At 41.2% G+C, this 20,344-nt stretch carries 23 protein-coding genes and 1 riboswitch; of the genes, 20 read left to right on the top strand and 3 right to left on the bottom strand.

All coding sequences use genetic code 11. The features are described 5' to 3' along the window. Position 1: 1 nt before the first annotated feature. The 3 genes from K364_RS0117625 to K364_RS0117615 all read left to right on the top strand — a co-directional run bounded on the left by K364_RS0117625 (position 2) and on the right by K364_RS0117615 (position 2,746). Entirely contained in the window at positions 2-1,714 is a 1,713-nt protein-coding gene (locus K364_RS0117625; RefSeq protein WP_028309120.1) for a transposase, read from the top strand. After that, positions 1,656-2,030, top strand: coding sequence for a transposase (locus K364_RS26400; RefSeq protein WP_084295473.1), 375 nt, complete (start codon positions 1,656-1,658; stop codon positions 2,028-2,030). The genes K364_RS0117625 and K364_RS26400 overlap by 59 nt, the downstream gene beginning before the upstream one ends. 125 nt (positions 2,031-2,155) lie before the next feature. Then, on the top strand, positions 2,156-2,746 hold the full coding sequence (locus tag K364_RS0117615) for an ABC transporter ATP-binding protein (RefSeq protein WP_051534188.1): 591 nt from the start codon (positions 2,156-2,158) through the stop codon (positions 2,744-2,746). Here K364_RS0117615 and K364_RS0117610 read toward each other — a convergent pair. Continuing rightward, on the bottom strand, positions 2,738-2,983 hold the full coding sequence (locus tag K364_RS0117610) for a hypothetical protein (protein WP_028309118.1): 246 nt from the start codon (positions 2,981-2,983) through the stop codon (positions 2,738-2,740). The two genes, K364_RS0117615 and K364_RS0117610, sit on opposite strands and share 9 nt — an antisense overlap. Before the next feature lie 129 nt (positions 2,984-3,112). Between K364_RS0117610 and K364_RS0117605 the strand changes: the two genes are divergently transcribed. The 3 genes from K364_RS0117605 (at position 3,113) to K364_RS0117590 (ending at position 5,413) form a co-directional block, all read left to right on the top strand. After that, entirely contained in the window at positions 3,113-3,373 is a 261-nt protein-coding gene (locus K364_RS0117605; RefSeq protein ID WP_028309117.1) for a hypothetical protein, read from the top strand. A gap of 1,403 nt (positions 3,374-4,776) precedes the next feature. Beyond that, positions 4,777-5,109 carry a nucleotidyltransferase family protein gene (locus K364_RS0117595; protein WP_028309115.1) on the top strand — a complete coding sequence of 111 codons (333 nt, stop codon included), beginning with the start codon at positions 4,777-4,779 and terminating at the stop codon, positions 5,107-5,109. Beyond that, positions 5,075-5,413, top strand: a complete 339-nt coding sequence (locus K364_RS0117590; RefSeq protein ID WP_028309114.1) for a HepT-like ribonuclease domain-containing protein — start codon at positions 5,075-5,077, stop codon at positions 5,411-5,413. The genes K364_RS0117595 and K364_RS0117590 overlap by 35 nt, the downstream gene beginning before the upstream one ends. 30 nt (positions 5,414-5,443) lie before the next feature. Here K364_RS0117590 and K364_RS0117585 read toward each other — a convergent pair whose 3' ends face one another. Together K364_RS0117585 and K364_RS0117580 are read right to left on the bottom strand one after the other, a co-directional pair. Continuing rightward, entirely contained in the window at positions 5,444-6,598 is a 1,155-nt protein-coding gene (locus K364_RS0117585; RefSeq protein ID WP_028309113.1) for an aminotransferase class V-fold PLP-dependent enzyme, read from the bottom strand. Further along, a complete protein-coding gene (locus tag K364_RS0117580) occupies positions 6,595-7,497 on the bottom strand; it encodes a selenium metabolism-associated LysR family transcriptional regulator (RefSeq protein WP_028309112.1) in 903 nt (300 codons plus the stop codon). The genes K364_RS0117585 and K364_RS0117580 overlap by 4 nt, the downstream gene beginning before the upstream one ends. A gap of 267 nt (positions 7,498-7,764) precedes the next feature. Next, a riboswitch (cobalamin riboswitch) is annotated at positions 7,765-7,940 on the top strand. Positions 7,941-8,137: 197 nt separating this feature from the next. Between K364_RS0117580 and K364_RS0117575 the strand changes: the two genes are divergently transcribed. The 14 genes from K364_RS0117575 to cbiB all read left to right on the top strand — a co-directional run bounded on the left by K364_RS0117575 (position 8,138) and on the right by cbiB (position 20,342). After that, a complete protein-coding gene (locus K364_RS0117575; RefSeq protein WP_028309111.1) occupies positions 8,138-9,523 on the top strand; it encodes a cobyrinic acid a,c-diamide synthase CobB in 1,386 nt (461 codons plus the stop codon). A 39-nt stretch (positions 9,524-9,562) separates the two neighbouring features. After that, complete coding sequence (gene cbiD / locus K364_RS0117570) at positions 9,563-10,744, top strand: cobalt-precorrin-5B (C(1))-methyltransferase CbiD (RefSeq protein ID WP_242841744.1); 1,182 nt, start codon at positions 9,563-9,565, stop codon at positions 10,742-10,744. Next, the gene (gene cbiE, locus K364_RS0117565; RefSeq protein ID WP_028309109.1) at positions 10,732-11,361 is read left to right on the top strand and encodes a precorrin-6y C5,15-methyltransferase (decarboxylating) subunit CbiE; all 630 of its coding nucleotides are present in this window, start codon (positions 10,732-10,734) and stop codon (positions 11,359-11,361) included. The genes cbiD and cbiE overlap by 13 nt, the downstream gene beginning before the upstream one ends. After that, positions 11,354-11,944 (top strand): precorrin-6Y C5,15-methyltransferase (decarboxylating) subunit CbiT, encoded by a 591-nt coding sequence (gene cbiT, locus K364_RS0117560; RefSeq protein ID WP_028309108.1) that lies wholly within the window; start codon positions 11,354-11,356, stop codon positions 11,942-11,944. Before cbiE ends, cbiT begins: the two co-directional genes overlap by 8 nt. A gap of 4 nt (positions 11,945-11,948) precedes the next feature. Next, positions 11,949-12,674, top strand: a complete 726-nt coding sequence (gene cobI, locus K364_RS0117555) for a precorrin-2 C(20)-methyltransferase (protein ID WP_028309107.1) — start codon at positions 11,949-11,951, stop codon at positions 12,672-12,674. After that, a complete protein-coding gene (gene cobM, locus K364_RS0117550; RefSeq protein ID WP_028309106.1) occupies positions 12,671-13,417 on the top strand; it encodes a precorrin-4 C(11)-methyltransferase in 747 nt (248 codons plus the stop codon). Before cobI ends, cobM begins: the two co-directional genes overlap by 4 nt. Continuing rightward, on the top strand, positions 13,395-14,513 hold the full coding sequence (locus tag K364_RS24675) for a cobalt-precorrin 5A hydrolase (protein WP_051534187.1): 1,119 nt from the start codon (positions 13,395-13,397) through the stop codon (positions 14,511-14,513). Before cobM ends, K364_RS24675 begins: the two co-directional genes overlap by 23 nt. Next, positions 14,450-15,160 (top strand): precorrin-3B C(17)-methyltransferase, encoded by a 711-nt coding sequence (gene cobJ, locus K364_RS0117540; RefSeq protein ID WP_028309105.1) that lies wholly within the window; start codon positions 14,450-14,452, stop codon positions 15,158-15,160. Before K364_RS24675 ends, cobJ begins: the two co-directional genes overlap by 64 nt. Next, positions 15,157-15,918: a precorrin-6A reductase gene (cobK, locus tag K364_RS0117535; RefSeq protein ID WP_028309104.1), complete on the top strand. Its 762-nt coding sequence runs from the start codon at positions 15,157-15,159 to the stop codon at positions 15,916-15,918. The genes cobJ and cobK overlap by 4 nt, the downstream gene beginning before the upstream one ends. 85 nt (positions 15,919-16,003) lie before the next feature. Further along, positions 16,004-16,378 (top strand): sirohydrochlorin chelatase, encoded by a 375-nt coding sequence (locus K364_RS0117530; RefSeq protein ID WP_028309103.1) that lies wholly within the window; start codon positions 16,004-16,006, stop codon positions 16,376-16,378. Positions 16,379-16,534: 156 nt separating this feature from the next. Beyond that, a complete protein-coding gene (locus K364_RS0117525; protein WP_028309102.1) occupies positions 16,535-17,173 on the top strand; it encodes a precorrin-8X methylmutase in 639 nt (212 codons plus the stop codon). Then, the gene (cobU, locus tag K364_RS0117520) at positions 17,166-17,738 is read left to right on the top strand and encodes a bifunctional adenosylcobinamide kinase/adenosylcobinamide-phosphate guanylyltransferase (RefSeq protein WP_035270039.1); all 573 of its coding nucleotides are present in this window, start codon (positions 17,166-17,168) and stop codon (positions 17,736-17,738) included. Before K364_RS0117525 ends, cobU begins: the two co-directional genes overlap by 8 nt. Positions 17,739-17,868: 130 nt before the next feature. Beyond that, positions 17,869-19,407, top strand: coding sequence for a cobyric acid synthase (locus K364_RS0117515; protein WP_028309100.1), 1,539 nt, complete (start codon positions 17,869-17,871; stop codon positions 19,405-19,407). Beyond that, positions 19,398-20,342, top strand: coding sequence for an adenosylcobinamide-phosphate synthase CbiB (gene cbiB / locus K364_RS0117510; RefSeq protein WP_028309099.1), 945 nt, complete (start codon positions 19,398-19,400; stop codon positions 20,340-20,342). The genes K364_RS0117515 and cbiB overlap by 10 nt, the downstream gene beginning before the upstream one ends. Positions 20,343-20,344: the final 2 nt, after the last annotated feature.

The following is a 20,344-nucleotide window of genomic DNA, read 5'->3' as shown; positions in this document are numbered from 1 at the left end:
TATGTCAGGTAAATTGAGTTGGAAAGACGTCCTCATAAATCAGTTAATAAAGGGCGGTTTCAGCAAAGAGGAATCACACTCGGTCTATCTGGTTGAAATGGAAGCAAGAAAGTTTTTTGATTTCGATGGAATAGTGCCAAGCAGTCTGATACTGCAGAACATTGAGCAGGACAAGAAAGAAATACAGTACTTCTGGGAATCGGATTCTGTGGAAGCACTATGCCCATTTTGCGGAGCGCTGAGCACAAGGCCGAGCAGCGACTACTACACCAAGCTAATACAAGATATACCATACAACAACAAGGCTGTGTATCACGTCATACGCTTCAACAGATACTTCTGCGAGAATTCAGAGTGTAAATACGAGGAATTCATTGAGCGATTCAGTCATTTTTCCGAAGAGAAAGCAAGGAAAACGGTTCGTTTCAAAAAATACTGTATAGAACGTTCACTTGGATGTGGATGCAACCATGCGGAATACGAGCTAAGGATGGAAGGCGCTGTGATAAGTAATGATACACTTGGGAGATATTTAAAATCCGAAGCCGCGGCAAAAATTGAAGACAACATAACGCGGGATGATGTGAAAGTGTTGGCAGTAGACGACATTAACCTGCGCAAGGGAGACAAAAAGTCGGGTTGTACCGTACTGCTGGACGAAGAGACGCATAAGGTTTTAATCATCATAAAAGGCACGACAAAAGAAATGACCAGGCGTGCATTGGAGATGTTTCCCTCAGCACAGTTTTTTAGCAGAGACAGGGCAACTTCATATTCTTCAGCAGGTGCTGAGTGTGGGAAGATACAAATCGCGGATCGGTTTCACCTGATTAAGAATGCACAGGAAGCGATTCAAAACGCGCTGATGGCATCTATTCCGGCGACAATATTCGTACGTGACGGGGATGGTTGGGTACAGACAACACCGGAGGATTCCGTCAATTCCACGTCATATTTTTACGTTCCGGATGAGAGGGCTGAGGAATATATAAAGCTTGCGGGGCTGACACCTGCCAAGGCCAGAAAATACAGAAACACCTTAAAACTATTGGAACTGGCGGACAAAGGCCTGAAAACAGCCGACATAGCAAAGGAAATGGATGTGCCGTATAAGGACGTACAGGCTCTCCGCAGGAGTGCCGCCAGCACACTTCGCTATGTTGAAGACAGGATCAAAAAAAATATTGATGCTCAGAACGATGCCATAGAAAACCGCGAAGAAAGACTGGGTAGTCATACACCAAAGACAGTGGGAGGTCCGAATGTGCGACCGGCAAGTGAATCCATCGTCGAACCGTATAGAGAAACGGTTATGGCCATGGTGAAGTCAGGCGGAAATCACAGAACGATATACCCGGTTATTCAGGAGATGGGCTATACCGGCAGCAGTAATGCCATTTATCAATATATTTTGAAACTGCGCAAGGAAGTTCCGGATCAACTCAATCGCAACCTGACCGAGATGCCTCCTGAAATGACACTGGAAAGCTATCCCAGAGACAAAATATATTCAGCGATTTTGAAAGAAGCATCAAATAGTCGACCAGGAAATGCAGAGAACAGCGAGCAGGACACAAAATCTGAAGCAACAAAGAAAACCCCTAAGGCTAATAACTCGCCTTTCAGCGCAAAAGTGACCGAACTGATTTTGGGGCCTGAAAAGGAAATACCTGAGGAAAAGGAAAAACCTAAAAAAAAACCAACTCTTCCATAAAGCAATAGAGATGTACCCGATAATCCTGATTCTCATCCAATTCCTTAAAGACGTGTATAACGTATTCGACTCCCGTGATGTCGGTGCGCTTGATATGCTGATTCATACATACAGTGAAAGCGATGTCGACGCTTTGGCGCAATATGTGAAGGGACTGTCCGATGATTATGAAGCTGTAAAAAACAGCTTAATTTATGGCGAGATAAGCAATGGCCCCATGGAAGGAGTCAACAGCAGGATCAAAGCAATCCACCGAAGAAGTTCGGGCAGAGCAGGCATTTTCTTGCTCAATGCGTACATGGTTTTGCCAGGCTAAAATACACAGAAATTGCAATATTACCCACGCTTATGAGCAAGAGCCTACAAAGATTATATTACCTATCCATTATTTCAATAGAAAATGTATATGTGAGTTTTAAAAACCGTGAGAGAAGGGTAGATGTGCTAGAGGATTTTAGCTTACATGTAAAAGAATATGAACTTTTAGGCATAACGGGTCCATCAGGCAGTGGCAAAACAACACTACTCAATTTAATGACCGGGTTATTAAAACCCGATAGTGGTAAGGTTAGGCTTTTTAACAAAGATATAAATACTTTGAAACAATCGGAGCTGTCTGAATTAAGGCTTAATTTAATAGGTTTTGTATTTCAAAATTTTTATTTATTCCCTAGACTTAATGCTCTGGAAAATGTAGCCCTACCTTTATACATAAACGGACTGAAATCAAAAGAGGCTCAGAAGAAAGCCAAATTATTATTAGAGTCATTTGGGTGTAGTCATAGATGTTTTCATTTTCCTGCTGAGCTATCTGTTGGAGAACAACAACGAGTTGCACTCGCTAGGGCACTTGCCAATGATCCACCATTAATAATAGCAGATGAGCCTACAGGAAATTTAGATATTAAAAATAGAGAAAATATATTTAATATGTTTGTTGAGATTAATAAGAAAAAAGCAAAAACAATACTATTAGTAACACATGATAAGGAGCTGATACAAATGTGTTCAAGAATTATTTCTTTAAAATAAAGTTCCATTGAACCGCAAATTAAAGAATTCATCTACTATTCCAACTATAGGTTGAAGTTCAAACTGTCCTCCATTTATTGGAGGTGGGTCAAAGTCACTGTAAGCTAATTCTAAATTTTCACAGGGGCTTATATTAACTGTTAGAATTCCATTTGGATTAACTACCCCATCAACGTCAAATATTATATTATATGATCCAGCTGTGTATATACCTTTAAAGTTGAAGATGATTATCAATATAGAGTGATAACTCGCATTGAAGACGAGCTAAAATTAAAATTGGAAGCTCTCGTAACGTCTTCCATTGATATATCTACAGATAGTTTGCAGATTACGCCTATTATTTAAGAGTCGTTAACACTAAATATGTCAAATGAAATTGAAACAGATATTCCTATAGAACTTAATGTAGAAATAAAAAATAGCTATTCAGACTTAGATAAGTTTTCATTGGATGTTTATAAAATCTTAAATAGTCTATATTCCTCTAGTCTTAAATTTACAAAAATAGAGATATACTCATTTTTCCCTGGTGATGGAGACAAGTTATATTTTTTTTACACTGAAGATACTGAAAAAACTTATTCTTTAGAAGAAGTTATGGAAATAGTTTATGTTAAATACTAGCAAGTTAAAACTATACTGTGAATGATAAAATAAAGTATACCATAGTATTGCATCTCTATTTTTCATAAAATTGCAAGTTCTATTTCCCTATTGCATTCCCAAGTAGCAACACAAAGAAGAGTTTGCGCCGTAAACAATAGTTCCACATGTGCGAAGTGAGCTGGTTCCGATTGAGCATAACATGAAGTTAATCCTAGGTTCTGCTTAGCTGTACGATAAAAAACTTCAATTTTCCAACGTTTAAATAATACCATCCATTTCGATTATGGGGACATTTTGCAATTGTCAAGTGTTTTTGGAATTATCTGGTTGCATTTTGAAAATATTTTTGGATTATGCTTTGGTGTTATTTCCATCAACTGCATAAGTCCTGTAGATTATTGGAGGAGAAATATGAAATCAAAGTCAATTTATATTTATTGGGTTTTAATAGTGCTATCAATAACAGGGTTTTATTCTCTTATATATTCAAATTTTCTTTTAGATATTAAGTTAATAAACAGACTAAACATTTTACATCTATTTTTAATATATTTTTTCCATTTGTTATTAGGTGTATCTCTGGGAGTATATAACTTTTATACCGAATATCTTAAAAAAGGTCAATGGAGTTTTAACTTCTTAAAAATGATCATACTTGGAATACCCTCATTAATATTATCAACTACTTTAATAGCTTATTTGCCCTTTATGCCAACATTGCCATTACTTGTATATTTATCACCTGATGGGCTGATGGTGTTTTTTAGAATAACCTTAGGTTATATAATTATTACATCTTTTTATAAAAAGCCATTTTAAAATGATTTCTTTACTGTACTAATGATTAACTCAACTTTCGCAGCTCAAATTTGCGAATAAAGCTTTGATATGACTGGGCAAATCGCCAATCCATTGCTGTAGTTGACAAAACAACGAAGTTCTTTCCATATTGGAAACTCTATTTAGAACGGCAAATACAAATACCATGATATTTTTTAAGGCAGTTCTTAGGTCAATATCTCTGACTTCATCACAGAACGTTCAAGATGCTGAAGAAAAATTAAATAAAGTAATTAGATTTTCTTTCTTGATGCTGTATTTTATAAACCACTGATTTCTATATGATGGAAAATCCTTAGTAAAATATTATAAACAAAGGCGAAACCCTGCACTTGGCAGGGCTTAAACGTATATTCATTAGATCCGTAATATATAATATAATTAAAATATGATATGTGGTATAATACATTAGGAGATAAGCAGATAAGCAGATAAGTTGATTGGCGATGTATTCAATTAATAATAAAGAACTCTTATTACCAAATAAAGATATCAGTGCTATCTATGACTTTTCTAAGACTTAAAAAAATAGCTAAGGTATATTTTCTATGAATAAGGAACTTATTAGGAGGTTGAGAAAAATGGCTTCCGATACAATTTTAATAAAAGAATTAAAAAGAAAAACCATACCGATTTTTAAAGAATATCCGGTTGATAAGGTAATACTATTTGGCTCTTATGCCAAAGGGGATGCTGCTAAATCTAGTGATATTGATTTATTTATTGATACTAATGGTAAATTAAGAGGTCTAGATTTTGTGGGATTAATTGAAAGACTTGCAGATGCCCTAGGGGTAGAGATAGATTTAATTGATAAAATGCATATAGAACCTGGCTCTTTAATTATTCAAGAAATTGAAAACAAAGGAGTAGTTTTATATGAAAAATCAAAAAATATTATTAAAAATAATTAAATATATTAATTCTATACTAAAATATACAAATAATGTAAATTATACTGAATTTAGAAACAATAGCATGATGGTTGAAGCATGTGTATTTAATTTAAGCCAGATTGGCGAACTGGTTAATAAATTAGACAAGGAATTTATATCAAACCATCCTGAAGTTCCTTGGTTTAAAATTAAAGGTTTAAGAAACCGTATTGTTCATGACTATGAGGGAGTAAACCTAAATCTAATATGGGATATTATAGATATTGATTTGAAAGTATTAAAAGAGCAATTAATGAGGTTAGACTCAAAAACTGAAGAATAATGTAAAGTATAGCCCTGCATTTGGCAGGGCTTAATCATTAATTATCTCTTTTAAAGCTGTGAGTGTATAATTGATTTCTTCATGGGTGTTAAACCAACCAAAGCTAAAGCGAACTGTCCCTCCTGGAAAGGTTCCCATGGTTTCATGTGCCCATGGTGCACAGTGTAAGCCTGAGCGGGTCATTATTCCATAAACTTGATCGAGGATAAAGCTGAGCTGGCCGCCATCCATATTCTTGATATTTAAGGATACACAAGGGGTTTGCCGTGACAAATCCCTGGCGCCGTAGATTTCTATTTCAGACAGGTCATTACACCCAGCTATGAAGTGCTTTAATAGGTCCATTTCATGCTGCCTGATTTTCTCCAGGCCGGTTCTCTTTATAAACTCAAAACCTGCAGTCAGGCCCATTATTCCAGGAGTATTGGGCGTACCGCTTTCCAATCTATCGGGAAATGCCTCAGGCTGCTCCAATAGATGAGATTTACTTCCCGTACCTCCCAGAATAAAAGGCTCCAGAACTGTTTCATCGTCCATGTCAATGCAAAGTCCTCCAACGCCTGGAGGTCCAAATAGCCCCTTATGCCCCGTAAAGGCCAGAAAGCTTAGATTTAACCTTTTCATGTCAATTGGTATGCTGCCGGCAGTTTGAGCTGTATCCAGCAAATATAAAAGACCGTGGTCACCTGCAATCCCGCCTATCTCTTCTGCAGGCTGCAGGCTGCCAAAAACATTTGAGGCATGATTTAGGACAATAAGCTTTGTATTAGTTTTAAGTGCCTTCCTGATTTTATCTGGATTAATAAAGCCGTCTCCATCTGCTTTGACGGTGGTATAATCAATTATTCCAGATTTTTTGAGAGCTTCCAAGGGACGGGCAACTGAGTTATGTTCTATGCTTGATGTGACAACATGGTCCCCCTTTTTTAAAACCCCTCTTAACACAAAATTAATGGCATAGGTTATGTTCATTGTAAACACAACCTTAGCCGGGTCAGGGCAATTAAAAAAATCAGCTATAACCTCTCTAGCTGCTAGGAGCTTTCTGCCGGCTTCCAGACCTAATCTATATCCTCCCCTGCCGGGACTTACACCTATAGTATTAAAATATTCATTTATTGCCTGAACTACTGTGGGTGGTTTGGGATGGCTTGTTGCTGCATTATCAAAATATACCTGTCTCATATCTTATGTGCCTCCTGATAGCCTGGTTTGCAAAATTTAATAAATTCCAGATTAATGGGGGATAGGGTTTTAGTTTTATTATAGGCTATATAAAAATTGCGTGTAGCAGGCATTTCCAGGATTTCATAGGTGTTAATTAGCTTGCTTTTTGCATAATCTCTTGCAGCAATTTCTGAAATAATGGAAAATCCCATGCCTTCCTTAACACCCTGCTTGATGGACTGGACATTATCAAAATATCCAATGACCTTTAAAAGAGACAATTCCAGCCCCGAAGAATGCAGTACCTTTTCTATAAATGCCTGGGTTCCTGAACCTGGTTTTCTAAAGATGAAGTTGTTATCTAACAAGCTGGTTATGGATACGGGAGTATCAAGTTTGATATTTGCAGGTGTAATAAGAACCATCTTTTCCTCGTGAATAGGAATGAATTCCAGTTTATCAGCATAAAAAACCTCACCCAGCATTCCAATGTCTGCTTCGCCATTAACCAAAATATCTGCTACTCCCAGAGAATCCTTTTGGGTAACGGTAAAATTTGTTCCTGGAAACCTTTTAATGAAATTTGCAATTAAAGCTGGAACCATGTATTGATTAGGCACAGTACTAGCGGCAATATTTATTGTGCCTACGGTTTTGCCGGTCCAGTCCTTCAGATCCCACATGGCCTTTTCCTTAATGTTTAGTATCTCCTTTGACCAGTAATATAATCTTTGTCCAAAGGGTGTGAGAGTAACTCTTTTGCTAAGTCTATCAAAAAGCTTTTGACCAAAGTATTTCTCAAGGCTATTAATATGTGTGCTAACTGTTGATTGACTTAAGAATAAACTGTCTGCTGCTTTAGAAAAACTCTGATGTTCAGCAACCTTAACAAAAGCCATTAACTGATGAAACTGCATAATAACCTCCATAAAAGAATTATCTCTTTTTATTCCATTTTATTGTATCTATTGTCTCGATATAATTCAATTGTTTTTTTAGATTAAGGTGTTGCTTTAAAGCTTGGTTGAAGGACCCAAATTATTTAAAAAAGAATGTCATTGAAAGGTTACTGTTTTCCGGCAATACTTTTTTTGCAGTGAAATCATTAAATAGAATAAAAATCACATTAGTACAAAAGTTACCTTGTCTATTTGACCATGTTTACGTTATAATAGGTATAATCTGAATATATTTTAAGAATAGGTGCCCGTTAGGGTTAAAAGGGAAACCCGGTGCAATTCCGGTACGGTCCCGCCACTGTAACCAGCTACAATCCGTATCATAACCACTGAGTCTTCGGGAAGGGATACGGGGAGGATTATCTGGAAGTCAGGAAACCTGCCTGTTTTTGAAGTTACATGAAAGACCCTCGAGGAAAGTGGTCAAATGTGGCAATTTCTAAGAATATTGCTTCTACCCTTGGGGTAGAAGTTTTTTTAAATTTGGGGACATTCCTTGACAAGAGGCTAGACAAATGATGCACACCAAAGCAAGGTTTTGGAAGTGTTATTCTGACTTCTGACTTCTGAAGAGGTGTGTCCCCTGGAGGTAGAAAACATGAGCTTCCCCCGTATATTGATTGCAGGTGTACAAAGTGGAGTTGGCAAGACGACCCTTACCCTGGGATTGTTGGCTGCTTTAAAAAGAAGGGGCATCAAGGTACAGCCATTCAAGGTTGGTCCCGATTATATAGATCCTGGGCTGCATTACCATGCAGCTGGTGTCAAAAGCCATAATTTAGACAGCTGGATGGGCAGTGAGGAGGTTGTTAAAACAGTCTTTGCTAGAAATGCCCAAAATGCTGATATTTCTATAATAGAAGGAGTGATGGGGCTATTTGACGGTGCCAGGGGAGAAAGGCTAAAGGGCAGTAGTGCTCATATAGCCATGATCTTAAAAGCACCTGTAATCCTGGTGGTTAATGTTAAGGGAATGGCCAGAAGTTGTGCAGCATTAGTTAAAGGCTACAAGGAGTATGTTTCTGGATTGGACCTCAAGGGAGTTATATTAAATAATGCAGGCAGTGACTACTATAAAACAATATTAGCTGGGGCCCTGGAGGATGAATTAGGAGTAAAAGTGTTGGGCTGCCTGGCAAAGAATAAGCATATAACCATGCCGGAGAGACATCTGGGACTGCTTCCAGCTGAGGAAAACAATGAATTAAGTTCAGCCATCAGCTTAATGGCAGACTTAGCTGAAGCCGAGGTTGATGTGGATGCACTCCTTGCAGCAGCCAGGGCCTCTGAGCCTGTAGAATTTAAAGAGTATAATAGTTCGAGCACGCCTCGCAATCAATATAAAAACACCTTCATTGGAGTGGCAAGGGACCAGGCTTTTACCTTCTATTATCAGGATAGCCTTGATTATCTCCAGGAGCTAGGGGCCAGACTTGTATATTTTAGTCCCCTTAAAGACTCCTCTGTACCAGATGTGGATGGGTTATATATAGGCGGCGGTTTTCCAGAGATGTTCATTAAAGAACTCTCTGAGAATCAATCCATGATTACCTCTTTACATAATGCCCATGACAAGGGGCTGCCCATATTTGCAGAATGTGGTGGCTTCATGTATCTTACTGAAAAGGTTGTGGATTTTCAAGGTAACAGCTGGCCTGGTGTAGGGCTTGTACCTGTTGAAGTGAAAATGACAAATAAACTGGCTGCCCTGGGATATGTCAAGGCATCAGCCCTGAAAAAATCCATTATTGGAGATTTGGGTGATGAAGTAAAGGGCCATGAATTCCATTACTCTGTCATGTCAGGAATACCAGAAGAAGACAGCGCTTTTTCTCTTGTTGGGGGCAAGGGTGCTGATTATAGAAGAGATGGATATGCCAGAAGAAACCTTTTTGCATCTTACGTCCATATACATTTGCGATCAAATCCAAAGGCAGCCCTGAATTTCCTGGATGCATGCCGGGAGTTAAAGCAAAGAAGATAAACTATTAAGTTAAAATACCAAGGGATGGAAGTGTAGCTGGTGGTCATAGATAACAACAAGGATGGGAAAAAGCTGCGCTCTGGATACACTACTGGAACCTGTGCTGCAGCTGCTGCCCAGGCAGCCTTGAAGCAATTATTAGAGCTAAGAAAACAAAAAATACACAATTTAACTCCAATAATCTTTCCAATTCATGTTGTTGCAGTTGATTTGCCCCAGGGAGGTACTGTCAGCATTCCCATAAAGAGCATAACTGTTAAGGGAGATATAGTAACAGCAGAGGTTATAAAGGATGCGGGAGATGACCCTGACATTACCAATGGTACAAGTATCTGTGCGTCTGTAGAAATCCTGGAGGCAAATTCTTTAGAGATACTGGAGCATAATAATGAAATAATTCTCCTTGGAGGAAAGGGTGTTGGCAGGGTAACCAAGCCTGGGCTTTCAGTACCAGTGGGGGAGCCAGCAATAAATCCTGTGCCCAGGAGGATGATTATACATGAGGTTAAAAAGCTTCTTCCCAGGGGTAAAGGAGTAAAGGTTACAATAGCAATTCCAGAGGGGGAAAGGCTTGCAAAAAAGACATTAAACCCCAGACTTGGTATTGTTGGCGGCATATCAATACTAGGCACCACTGGGATTGTCCGTCCCATGTCTGAGGAGGCATATGTGGACTCCTTGATACCACAGATTGACCAGGCAGCAGCCCTGGGACATAGCCTGATAGTTCTGACACCTGGTGGAATGGGTGAAAAAAAGGCCGTTGAATTGGGAATGCCCAGGGAGGCTGTTGTTCAGACAAGTAATTTTATAGGGACAATGCTTAAGGAAAGTGCTAAAAGAGGTATCAAGGGAATACTCCTCTTTGGCCACATTGGCAAGATTATCAAGGTGGCAGGGGGCATTTTTCACACCCACAGCAAAATAGCAGATGGCCGAAGAGAAATCCTGGCAGCACACGCGGCCATGATGGGTGCTTCTCCTGCTTTAATTAAAGAAATAATGGAGCTAAATACTATTGATGCTTCAATAGAGCTTATAAAAAGCCATGGTCTCCATGAAGTCTATAATACTATTGCCAGGTGGGCAAGCAAACGTTCCCTGGAACTTCTTGGAGAAGAGCTTAAAATTGGTACTGTAATGTATTCCCTGGACGGGGAGATAATAGGTTATGATGAGGAAGCTGTAACATTAGGGAGGGAGCTAGGTTGGCAGGTTTAGTTAAAGTCGTAGGAACAGGTCCTGGGCACGAAAGCTATCTTACACCCATAGGCCTGGAAACAATAAAACAGGCGGAAGCACTTGTTGGAGGACAGCGCCTTCTTGATACCTTTGCATCTAAAGGTCAGGAGCAGTTTTCTGTGGACAAGGAACTTAAAAAAGCCATTGAATATATTAATGAGCACAGACACACCAAAAGGATTGTGGTGCTGGTTTCTGGAGATACAGGGATTTACAGCCTGGCAAACTACCTGGCAAAGCACATCCCAGCCAATGATCTGGAGTTTGTGCCTGGAATCAGCTCCATCCAGCTCATGTTTGCCAGAATCAAGAAACCCTGGAATGAGGCTCAGATATTAAGCATGCATGGCCGCTCAGTGGATTTGGTAGTAGAAGCCGTTGAGCAGGCTCAGATAACTGCACTTCTTACTGGCAGCCCCTGGACACCACAGAGGATAGCTGAATATCTCCTTGCAAAGGGGGCAGCAGATATGCAGGTTATTGTAGGTAAGGACCTATCATATCCATGGGAAAGGCTGGTATATACAACTTTAAAGGCCTTGTCTAAGGATGAGGAAGACTATAGTAATAGTGTGATGGTGATTTTAAATGAGTAAATGGGTGTATATAACGCCTGGAATCCCTGACGAGGAGTTTATTCGGGATGAGGGTGTTCCAATGACTAAAAATGAAATACGGGTTCTATCACTGTCAAAGCTCCGGCTTTTTCCAGGGGCTGTAGTATATGATGTAGGTGCAGGCAGTGGTTCTGTAGCTGTGGAATGTAAAATTCTGGCAGCTAATGGCAGGGTATATGCCATTGAAAAAAATCCCCGGGGTATTGGCTTAATTCAGGAAAACAGCAAAAAATTTGGTGTGGATATAAATATTATTGAAGGGACAGCCCCGCAAGCAATGGCAGACCTGCCAGAAGCAGACAGAATATTTATAGGGGGCAGTGGGGGGAATCTGGGAGATATTTTAGAAACATGTGACAATAAGCTAAAGCCTGGGGGCTGGCTGGTAGTTAACTCAGTGACTCTGGAAACAGGCCCAGAGGCATTTAATATACTAAAAGAGAAAAATTATACATTAGAGGCAGTACAGGTTAATATTGCTGTGGTTAGCCAGAGGGGCAGGGCAGCACTCTGGCAGGCAAGAAATCCTGTTACCATAATTGCTGCTGGGAAAAGGGGGTAGTAACTTGTCATTAGGAAAATTTTATGGTATAGGAGTAGGGCCTGGAGACCCTGAGCTGTTAACATTAAAGGCCAAGAGGGTTCTGGGTGAAATAGACGTACTTTTAATACCAAAATCTAAAAGAGAAAAGAGAAGTCTGGCTTTATCAATAGCTTCAGAGCTTGTCAACAAGGACTGTGAGACTGTTGAGCTTATACTGCCAATGATTACTGACCAGGAGGATTTGAAAAGGCACTGGCAGCAGGCTGCTGAACAGGTGGTGGAGGTCTTGAACCAGGGTAAGGACACAGCTTTCATAACCCTTGGTGATCCAACTATTTATAGTACCTTTACATACCTTTTAAAATATGTGAAAAAGCTTGCTCCAGAAGCTGAAGTAGAAATAATTCCTGGAATCAGCTCAATTAATTCAATATCTGCCTGGATTGGTCAGCCCCTGGCTGAAGGCGAAGAAAGCCTGATTATAGTTCCGGCATTAAATGATAAACAAAGCCTGGAAAAAATCATAACCGAGTTTGACAACATTGTGCTCTTAAAGGCAGGCAATCAGGCAGATAAGGTCATTGATATATTAGAGGAGAAGGGCATACTTGACAAGGCTTTTTATGCCAGTCGCTGTGGATTTCCAGATGGGTTTTACACCAATGAATTAAAGGAACTTCGCAATAAAAAGTTTGACTATCTCTCCACAATGATAATTAAAAAAAAGCTAGGAGATGATGCAAAGTGATTTTCTTTGTAGGGGCAGGTTCAGGGGATCCTGAACTAATCACTCTAAAGGGCTACAAGCTGCTTCAAGAGGCAGATCTTGTTGTATGGGCAGGATCCCTTGTAAATGAAAAAGTTCTCGATTATACGAAAGCAGGAGCAAGGCTGGTCAACAGTGCCCATTTGGACCTGGAAGAAATAGTTGAGACAATGGTTGAGGCATACAACAAAGGTGAAAAGGTGGTCAGACTCCATACTGGTGATCCAAGTCTTTATGGTGCCATAGGAGAACAGATGGAGCTGCTCAAGCAGAAGAATGTTCCCTTTAAAGTAATTCCAGGGGTTAGCTCGTTTCTGGCAGCAGCAGCAAGTGTTCAGAAGGAATACACAGTTCCTGACGGAACCCAAACAGTAATTATCACCCGTATGGAGGGAAGAACCCCCGTACCTGCAAGAGAAAATCTTGCCAGTCTGGCAGCCCACGGTTCATCCATGGCAATCTTTCTGTCTGTGGGCATGATTGAAAGGGTTGTTGAGCAGCTTCTGGAGGGTTATTCGCCAGATACACCTGCTGCAGTAGTGGAAAAGGCATCCTGGCCCGAGGAAAGGGTTTTAAAGGGTACCCTGGCAAACCTGGCCCAGCTGACCAGGGATGCAGGAATTACCAAAACAGCGCTAATTCTGGTGGGGAACTTTTTAAAGGATACAGGAAAATCCAAATTATATGATAGGGAATTTACCCATGAGTACAGAGAAGGAAAATAACCTCACAGCAGTAATATGCTTGACTGAAAAGGGTGCAGAGCTTGCCGTGAGGCTGGGGAAGCTTCTTGACGGGGCTAGGGTAGTATACATTCCAAAAAGGCTTGAAAAAACCATAGTCCAGGACAGGCCAGTACAGATCGAGTATTTTGAGGGTTGGCAGCATACCTTTGCTGAGGTTTTTTCCAGATACACCCAGATAATATGCATCATGGCCACAGGAATAGTAGTTAGGAGCCTGGCTCCATTGGTTCAGTCCAAGTATTGCGATCCTGCAGTAGTGGTGGTGGATGAAAAGGGGGCCTTTGCCATAAGCCTGTTATCAGGTCATGTAGGGGGAGCCAATGACCTGGCAAGAAAAGTGGCAGATAAGCTAAAGGGTCAGGCAGTAATAACTACTGCAACTGATGTAAGGGAAAAGCCGGCGGTGGATGTGCTTGCTGCAGAACTAGATGGACTGGTGGTACCCAGGGAAAAGGTAAAGGTTTTTAATAGGCTGCTGGTAGAGGGAAAGAAGGTATATTTATCCAGTCCCTTTCCCATTGTTTCGTCTATTAAGGATGGCTTTATCTGGCAGGAATGGCCGGAATTTAATGAGCCTGTGGTATTAATCAGTCCCCATGTTCAGGGGGCAGCAGGCAAGATACTGCAGATTTTACCGCGTATTCTGGTGGTTGGTATAGGCTGCCGCAAGGGGGTAGCTTTAGAGACTGTAACCAGTGCATTAAGAGAAACTTTTAAACGCTTTTATCTTGATGAAAGGTGTATTAAAGCCCTGGCTACCATAGATTTTAAGGGAGAGGAGGAGGCACTAAAGCTCCTTTCTAAGGAAATGAAGGTTCCCTTGAGAACTGTAACTAAAGAGGAGATTAGAACCCTGGAAGGAACCTTTGAGCCTTCTCATTGGGTGAAAAAACAGATAGGAGTTGGTGGAGTATGCGAACCTGCTGCAAAGCTAGTGGCAAACAAGGGCTGCACAATTGTGCCGAAGCAAAAGGTGGGCCCAGTAACAATAAGTGTGGCTGTGGAAAAATCCTGGTGGTTGGACTTGGACCAGGGAATAGAGATCTCTTGGCCCCTGCAGCCCTGGAAGCATTAAAAATATCGGACGTTATAATAGGCTACAAAACATACCTGGACCTAATTGAGGATTTAACAGAGGGCAAAGAGGTTATCAGCTCTGGAATGCGCAAGGAAATAGACAGGGCCCAATTGGCTGTAGACCTTGCACAGCAGGGCAGGACAGTTTCTGTTATCAGCAGCGGTGACCCTGGAGTCTATGGCATGGCTGGAATAGTATTGGAGCTTGCCGGGGATAGTGTGGATGTGGAGGTAGTGCCTGGTGTAACAGCGGCTACTGCAGCAGCAGCAGCTTTAGGGGCTCCCCTTATGCATGATTTTGCTGTCATTAGTTTAAGTGACCTGCTTACCCCCTGGGTGAAAATAATGAACAGACTGGAAGCTGCAGGTCTGGGAGATTTTATAGTTGTACTGTATAATCCCAAGAGTCATGGCAGACAAACCCACATTGAATCAGCAAGAGAAATACTTTTATGGCATAAGAACCCTGAAACACCTGTAGGCATAGTTCGCTGTGCAAAAAGAGGGTTAGAAAGTGTAGTTATTACAACCCTCAGGGATATGCTAAAGGAAGAAATAGATATGCTAACAACAGTAATAGTTGGTAATTCCCAAACAAAGGTTGAAAATGGCAAAATGGTCACTCCAAGGGGTTACAAGGTATGATTTTCGTTCTGGCAGGCACTTCAGAAGCCAGGGAAACAGTTAAGCTTTTAAAAGAGAGTGGTCTCCAGGTATCTGCTTCCGTGGTCAGTACCTATGGCTATGAGCTCTTGGCCAGTAATAGTATAACCTATTTAAAGAAGGGGGCCTTTGATAAAGAAGAGTTAATCAGGTGCCTCAAGGAAAGGGAAACAGTATTTCTGGTTGATGCCACCCATCCCTTTGCCGGGGAGATTAGTAAGCTGGCCATGGAAGTGGCTGCCCAGCTGGATATTGAATATATCAGGGTCGAAAGGCACAGCTGTGAGCTTGCAGATGATCCATTAATCAAGAAGGTGGAAGGCCTTGATGAAATAGAACAGCATCTCCAGAGAGGGCAAAATGTTTTCAGTACCCTTGGCAGTAAAAATTTACCGCAAATTGCAGCCATGGTTCAAAGGGCTGGAGCAAATTTAACTGCAAGGGTGCTGCCACTCAGTGCTTCCCTGAGGGTCTGCGAAGATCTTGGGTTAAAGCCGGAGCAGATTGTTGCATTAAAGGGACCCTTTTCAAAGGAGTTAAATAAGGCCCTGTTTAAGCAGTATGGAGCCCAGGTAATCCTTACCAAAGAGAGTGGAGATATTGGGGGTTTCCATGAAAAGCTTACCGCTGCATTAGATTTAAATATACAGGTCATAGTATTATGCAGACCAAAACTAAATTATCCTGTGGTGGTGAATTCGCCGCAAGAGCTATTGAAGTATATTGAAAGAAAAATATAATTATGAAGTGAGAAAATCTGATGTCTGACATCCGACATCCGACATCCGACTTCTGACTTCTGATATGAAAGGTAGGTTTTGAATTATGAAGGAAGGCGTTATTCTATTAGGCCATGGCAGTAGAAGAGAAGAGGCAAATGAAGAAATACGTCAAATGGCTAGAATGATACAGGAAACTGATAAGGACGGACTTTATGAGGTTGCTTTTTTATCCTTTGGTCATCCCCATTTGGCAGATGCTGCAGAAACCCTCATTGAAAAGGGCTGTGAAAAGATAATTGTCATGCCAATGTTCCTGGTAACGGGCAACCACATTAATAGAGACATTCCCAGCAGACTGCTGCTGCAGAAAACAACCCATCCCAATATTAAATTTGTCCTGGCAAAGCATTTTGGCCCCCATCCTGGAATTATCAGCATAGTTCAGGAAAGAATTAAAGAAGCAACAAGTTTATTATAAAAAAATAGAATTCAGGAGTCAGGAGTCATAAATAGCAAAGAAATGTACAATTCGGGGATATTCCCAGACACTTTATTAAGAGTGTGTCCCAGTTTAAGCTATAATCTGACCTCGGACGTCTGATATCTGAATTCCGAAACGGCAGGTGAATATTAATTGGAGATTATATGGAATCCCAGGGAAATTGAAGATAAAAGCATGCAGATTATAGATGAATATCTAGTGGGGTACAGCTTTACACCTGTTGAGAAGGATGTAGTTAAAAGGATAATCCATACCACAGGTGATCCAGCTATACTCAGCAGTGTACTATTTCATCCTGATGCCACAAGGGATGGAATCAAGGCCTTGAGGGGAGGGGCAAATATATTTACTGATGTAAATATGCTCAGGGCAGGAATAAATGCCAGAACCTTAAATGAGTTTGGTGGTGAAATATTTTGTGGAGTTGCAGAACTGGAGACCATTGAAGCCGCCAGAGACTGGGGGATAACCAGATCAGCTGCTGCAATGAGGCTGTATGGCAAAAGGCTTAATGGATCTGTCATTGCCATAGGAAATGCCCCTACTGCTTTATTTGAAGTGTTAGACTTAATTGAAAAGGGTATTGCCATGCCTGCTCTTATTGTGGGTACCCCTGTTGGCTTTGTAGGAGCCATGGAGTCAAAGGAACTTATGATTGAGAAAAATCTGGTACCCTACATAACTGTAAGGGGAACTAGAGGCGGCAGTCCCATAGCAGCCTGTATTGTCAATGCTCTCATGTATTTCAAAGGGGACGAGGCAGATGGCTAGAATAGTTATGGTAGTAGGTGGCAGCAGCAGCGGTAAAAGTGTCTTTGCGGAAAAGATGGCACATGACCTTGAGCAGAAACAGGCAGGATATGTTACCTATGTTGCCACTGGTACTATCTGGGATCATGAGTTTGCAAAAAGGGTAGAAAAGCATAAAAACAGGAGGCCAGAAAGCTGGGGTATAATTGAAGAGCCCCATAATCTGCATGATGCATTAGCAAATAACGGGGACAATGGGATCTTCCTAATAGACGGCATAGGAACCTGGGTTACTAATCTCATGTATGCCATTTCCCCAAAGGGTGAGGAGCAACCCCGGGACTTTATTTGGAACAAGGAGCATGAGGATAAATTTGCTGGGTATCTAAGACTCTTTATTGAAGCATGCAAAAATTTCAATGGCACCATTATAATGGTTGCAGATGAGGTTGGCATGGATGTGGTGCCTTTTTATAAGGAAGCAAGGGTATTTAGAGATTTAAATGGAATGGCTAACCAGCAGCTGGCACAATATGCAGAAGAAGTACATCTGGTGGTTTGCGGTATATCTTTACAAATCAAGTAGTAACTTACTAACGGATAGTTCAACCAATTACTAATATATAGATCAACCAGGCCTGGTGAATTAGAAGCTTGACTTGGTATTTTGGACATCTGGCAAGGGGGAGATTTGTTTGCAGGACTCAAAGGCAATTATGTTTCAGGGGACATCTTCAAATGTGGGAAAAAGTGTATTATGCGCCGCCTTTTGCAGGATATTTTATCAGGATGGCTATAGAACCGCTCCCTTCAAGGCACAGAATATGGCGTTAAACTCAGCAGTTACTCCCGATGGCGGAGAGATTGGCAGGGCCCAGGGGGCTCAAGCCGAGGCTGCAGGTATAAAGCCTACTGTTGACATGAACCCTATTTTAATAAAACCAAAACAGGATATGCATGCACAGATTATTGTAAGGGGCAGACCCATAGGTGACATGTCAGCAAAGGATTATCGCAATGATTATCTGCCAAGGGCAGTAAGTGTTGTTCTTGAAAGTCTAAATAGGCTTAAGGATGAATATGAAATCCTGGTCATTGAAGGAGCCGGCAGTCCAGCAGAGGTCAACTTAAAGGACAGGGATATTGTCAATATGAAGACAGCCGAGCTTGCAGATGCTCCGGTTCTTCTTATTGCTGACATAGACAGGGGTGGGGTTTTTGCTTCGCTTATTGGGACCCTTGAGCTTTTAGAGCCCCATGAAAGGGATATGGTCAAGGGATTTATCATTAATAAATTCAGAGGTGATCTGGACCTTTTAAAGCCTGGTCTTGACTTTCTAGAGGAAAGGACCGGCAAGGAGGTTTTTGGAGTAATACCCTACATGCATGATCATGGCATAGATGAAGAGGATTCAGTATGCCTATCAGAATACAAAACCAGGGGCAGTATTGATGCACCTATCCAGATTGCAGTTATCCAGCTGCCTAGAATCTCTAACTTTACTGATATTAATCCCTTTTTGGATTTACCAGATACTTGTGTTAGGTTTGTGAAAAAGGGTGAGGCAATAGGTGAGGCCGACGTGGTTATCATACCTGGAACTAAAAACTCCGTTTTAGATCTGGTATATCTAAAGGAACAGGGTTATGATGATGAAATTCTCGCCCTGGCTGACAAGGGAAAATACATAGTTGGCATATGTGGCGGCTATCAGATGCTTGGCCTGGAGCTGCTGGACCCAGAAGGAACTGAAGCGGGGATAGGCTCCCAGAAGGGCCTGGGCCTTCTTAAGTGTGTTACAACCTACGGGGCTGAAAAAAGCACCCACCAGGTTGAAGCCACTATTGCAGCAGCAGAAGGCTTATGGCAGGACTTGAAGGGCCAGACAGTTAAAGGCTATGAAATTCATATGGGTCAGGCAGACATACTGGATTACAAAAGCTGTTTGCTTCAGATAACTGAACGCTCTGGCAGGGATGTCCAGGTTATGGATGGTGCTGTGGTAAATGACGGAAGGGTTTTTGGCACCCATCTGCATGGATTTTTTGACAACCTAAATGTTATGTTAACCTTTATCAATGCCATCCGCAAAGAAGAGGGTCTGAGCTTGCTTCAGGAAAGGGATTTAGATACTTATCAAAGGGAAAGAAACTATGATAGGGTAGCGGAGATAGTGAGGAATTCCGTTGACATGGAGAAGATATATAAAATCATGGGAATAAACCCTGAGAAGGATAAAGGAAAATGGAAATAATCTTAGCTGCCATTGTATTAGATTTAATCCTTGGGGACCCGAGATGGCTTCCCCATCCAGTTGTTTATATCGGAAAAGCAATTTCATATGGGGAAAAAATAATTCGCAGGGTGGCCAGCTCTCCCAGGGGATTAAAGATAGGAGGAACCCTTTTAACTATCAGCATAGTCCTTGGAACTTATTTATTTTTTCTGGGAATCATCTGGATAGCCTTCAAGGTCCATTTATACCTGGGAATAGCATTAAGCATATTTATTATGAGCCAGACCCTGGCCATAAACAGTTTATACAAGCATGCCCTGGCAGTTGCCAGGCCTTTACTGGCAGGTGACCTGCCAGCTGCCAGGAGAGAGCTTTCCATGATAGTGGGAAGAGATACAGCTAATCTGGAAGAACATGATGTTGTCAGGGGTGTTGTGGAAACAGTATCAGAAAACACTGTAGATGGCATTACCGCCCCCTTGTTTTATGGTTTTCTTGGAGGCCCTCCCCTTGCCATGGCTTATAAAGCTGTAAATACACTTGATTCTATGATAGGATACAGGGATGAAAGGTATATTGACCTTGGCTGGGCAGGTGCAAGGCTGGATGATCTGGCCAATTATATTCCGGCAAGAATCACAGGTCTAATCTATTTATTAATTTCCTTCTTTACCCCTGGTGGTTTTCAGGGGGTTTGGAACGCAATGAGGGAAGATGCCCCAAAACACCCTAGTCCCAATAGCGGCATATCAGAAGCGGCAGTTGCAGGAGCTTTACAAATACAGTTGGGAGGCCTCAACTATTACAGGGGTATAGCATCCAACAGGGCATTGATGGGCAAACCCATTAGGAAGCTTGAACTCAGGCACATTTATCAAAGTCTTTACATCATGTTTGCTGTTTCTGCGGCAATGGTAGTCCTTGGAGTGATTTATTTGCTTATGAAGGGTTAAAA

Source organism: Desulfitibacter alkalitolerans DSM 16504, assembly GCF_000620305.1.
GTDB classification, from domain to species: Bacteria; Bacillota; DSM-16504; order Desulfitibacterales; family Desulfitibacteraceae; genus Desulfitibacter; species Desulfitibacter alkalitolerans.
The sequence above is the reverse complement of the archived record's forward strand: the minus strand, read 5'-3'. Positions and strand labels throughout refer to the sequence as shown.

What these genes read in the sequence shown, in the direction of transcription:
- K364_RS0117625 (WP_028309120.1), top strand. Translation starts at nt 2, where the DNA reads ATGTCAGGTAAATTGAGTTGGAAAGACGTCCTCATAAATCAGTTAATA.
- K364_RS0117605 (WP_028309117.1), top strand. Translation starts at nt 3,113, where the DNA reads ATGTCAAATGAAATTGAAACAGATATTCCTATAGAACTTAATGTAGAA.
- K364_RS0117595 (WP_028309115.1), top strand. Translation starts at nt 4,777, where the DNA reads ATGGCTTCCGATACAATTTTAATAAAAGAATTAAAAAGAAAAACCATA.
- K364_RS0117590 (WP_028309114.1), top strand. Translation starts at nt 5,075, where the DNA reads ATGAAAAATCAAAAAATATTATTAAAAATAATTAAATATATTAATTCT.
- K364_RS0117585 (WP_028309113.1), bottom strand. Translation starts at nt 6,598, where the DNA reads ATGAGACAGGTATATTTTGATAATGCAGCAACAAGCCATCCCAAACCA.
- K364_RS0117580 (WP_028309112.1), bottom strand. Translation starts at nt 7,497, where the DNA reads ATGCAGTTTCATCAGTTAATGGCTTTTGTTAAGGTTGCTGAACATCAG.
- K364_RS0117575 (WP_028309111.1), top strand. Translation starts at nt 8,138, where the DNA reads ATGAGCTTCCCCCGTATATTGATTGCAGGTGTACAAAGTGGAGTTGGC.
- cbiT (WP_028309108.1), top strand. Translation starts at nt 11,354, where the DNA reads ATGAGTAAATGGGTGTATATAACGCCTGGAATCCCTGACGAGGAGTTT.
- K364_RS24675 (WP_051534187.1), top strand. Translation starts at nt 13,395, where the DNA reads ATGAGTACAGAGAAGGAAAATAACCTCACAGCAGTAATATGCTTGACT.
- cobK (WP_028309104.1), top strand. Translation starts at nt 15,157, where the DNA reads ATGATTTTCGTTCTGGCAGGCACTTCAGAAGCCAGGGAAACAGTTAAG.
- K364_RS0117530 (WP_028309103.1), top strand. Translation starts at nt 16,004, where the DNA reads ATGAAGGAAGGCGTTATTCTATTAGGCCATGGCAGTAGAAGAGAAGAG.
- cobU (WP_035270039.1), top strand. Translation starts at nt 17,166, where the DNA reads ATGGCTAGAATAGTTATGGTAGTAGGTGGCAGCAGCAGCGGTAAAAGT.
- K364_RS0117515 (WP_028309100.1), top strand. Translation starts at nt 17,869, where the DNA reads ATGTTTCAGGGGACATCTTCAAATGTGGGAAAAAGTGTATTATGCGCC.
- cbiB (WP_028309099.1), top strand. Translation starts at nt 19,398, where the DNA reads ATGGAAATAATCTTAGCTGCCATTGTATTAGATTTAATCCTTGGGGAC.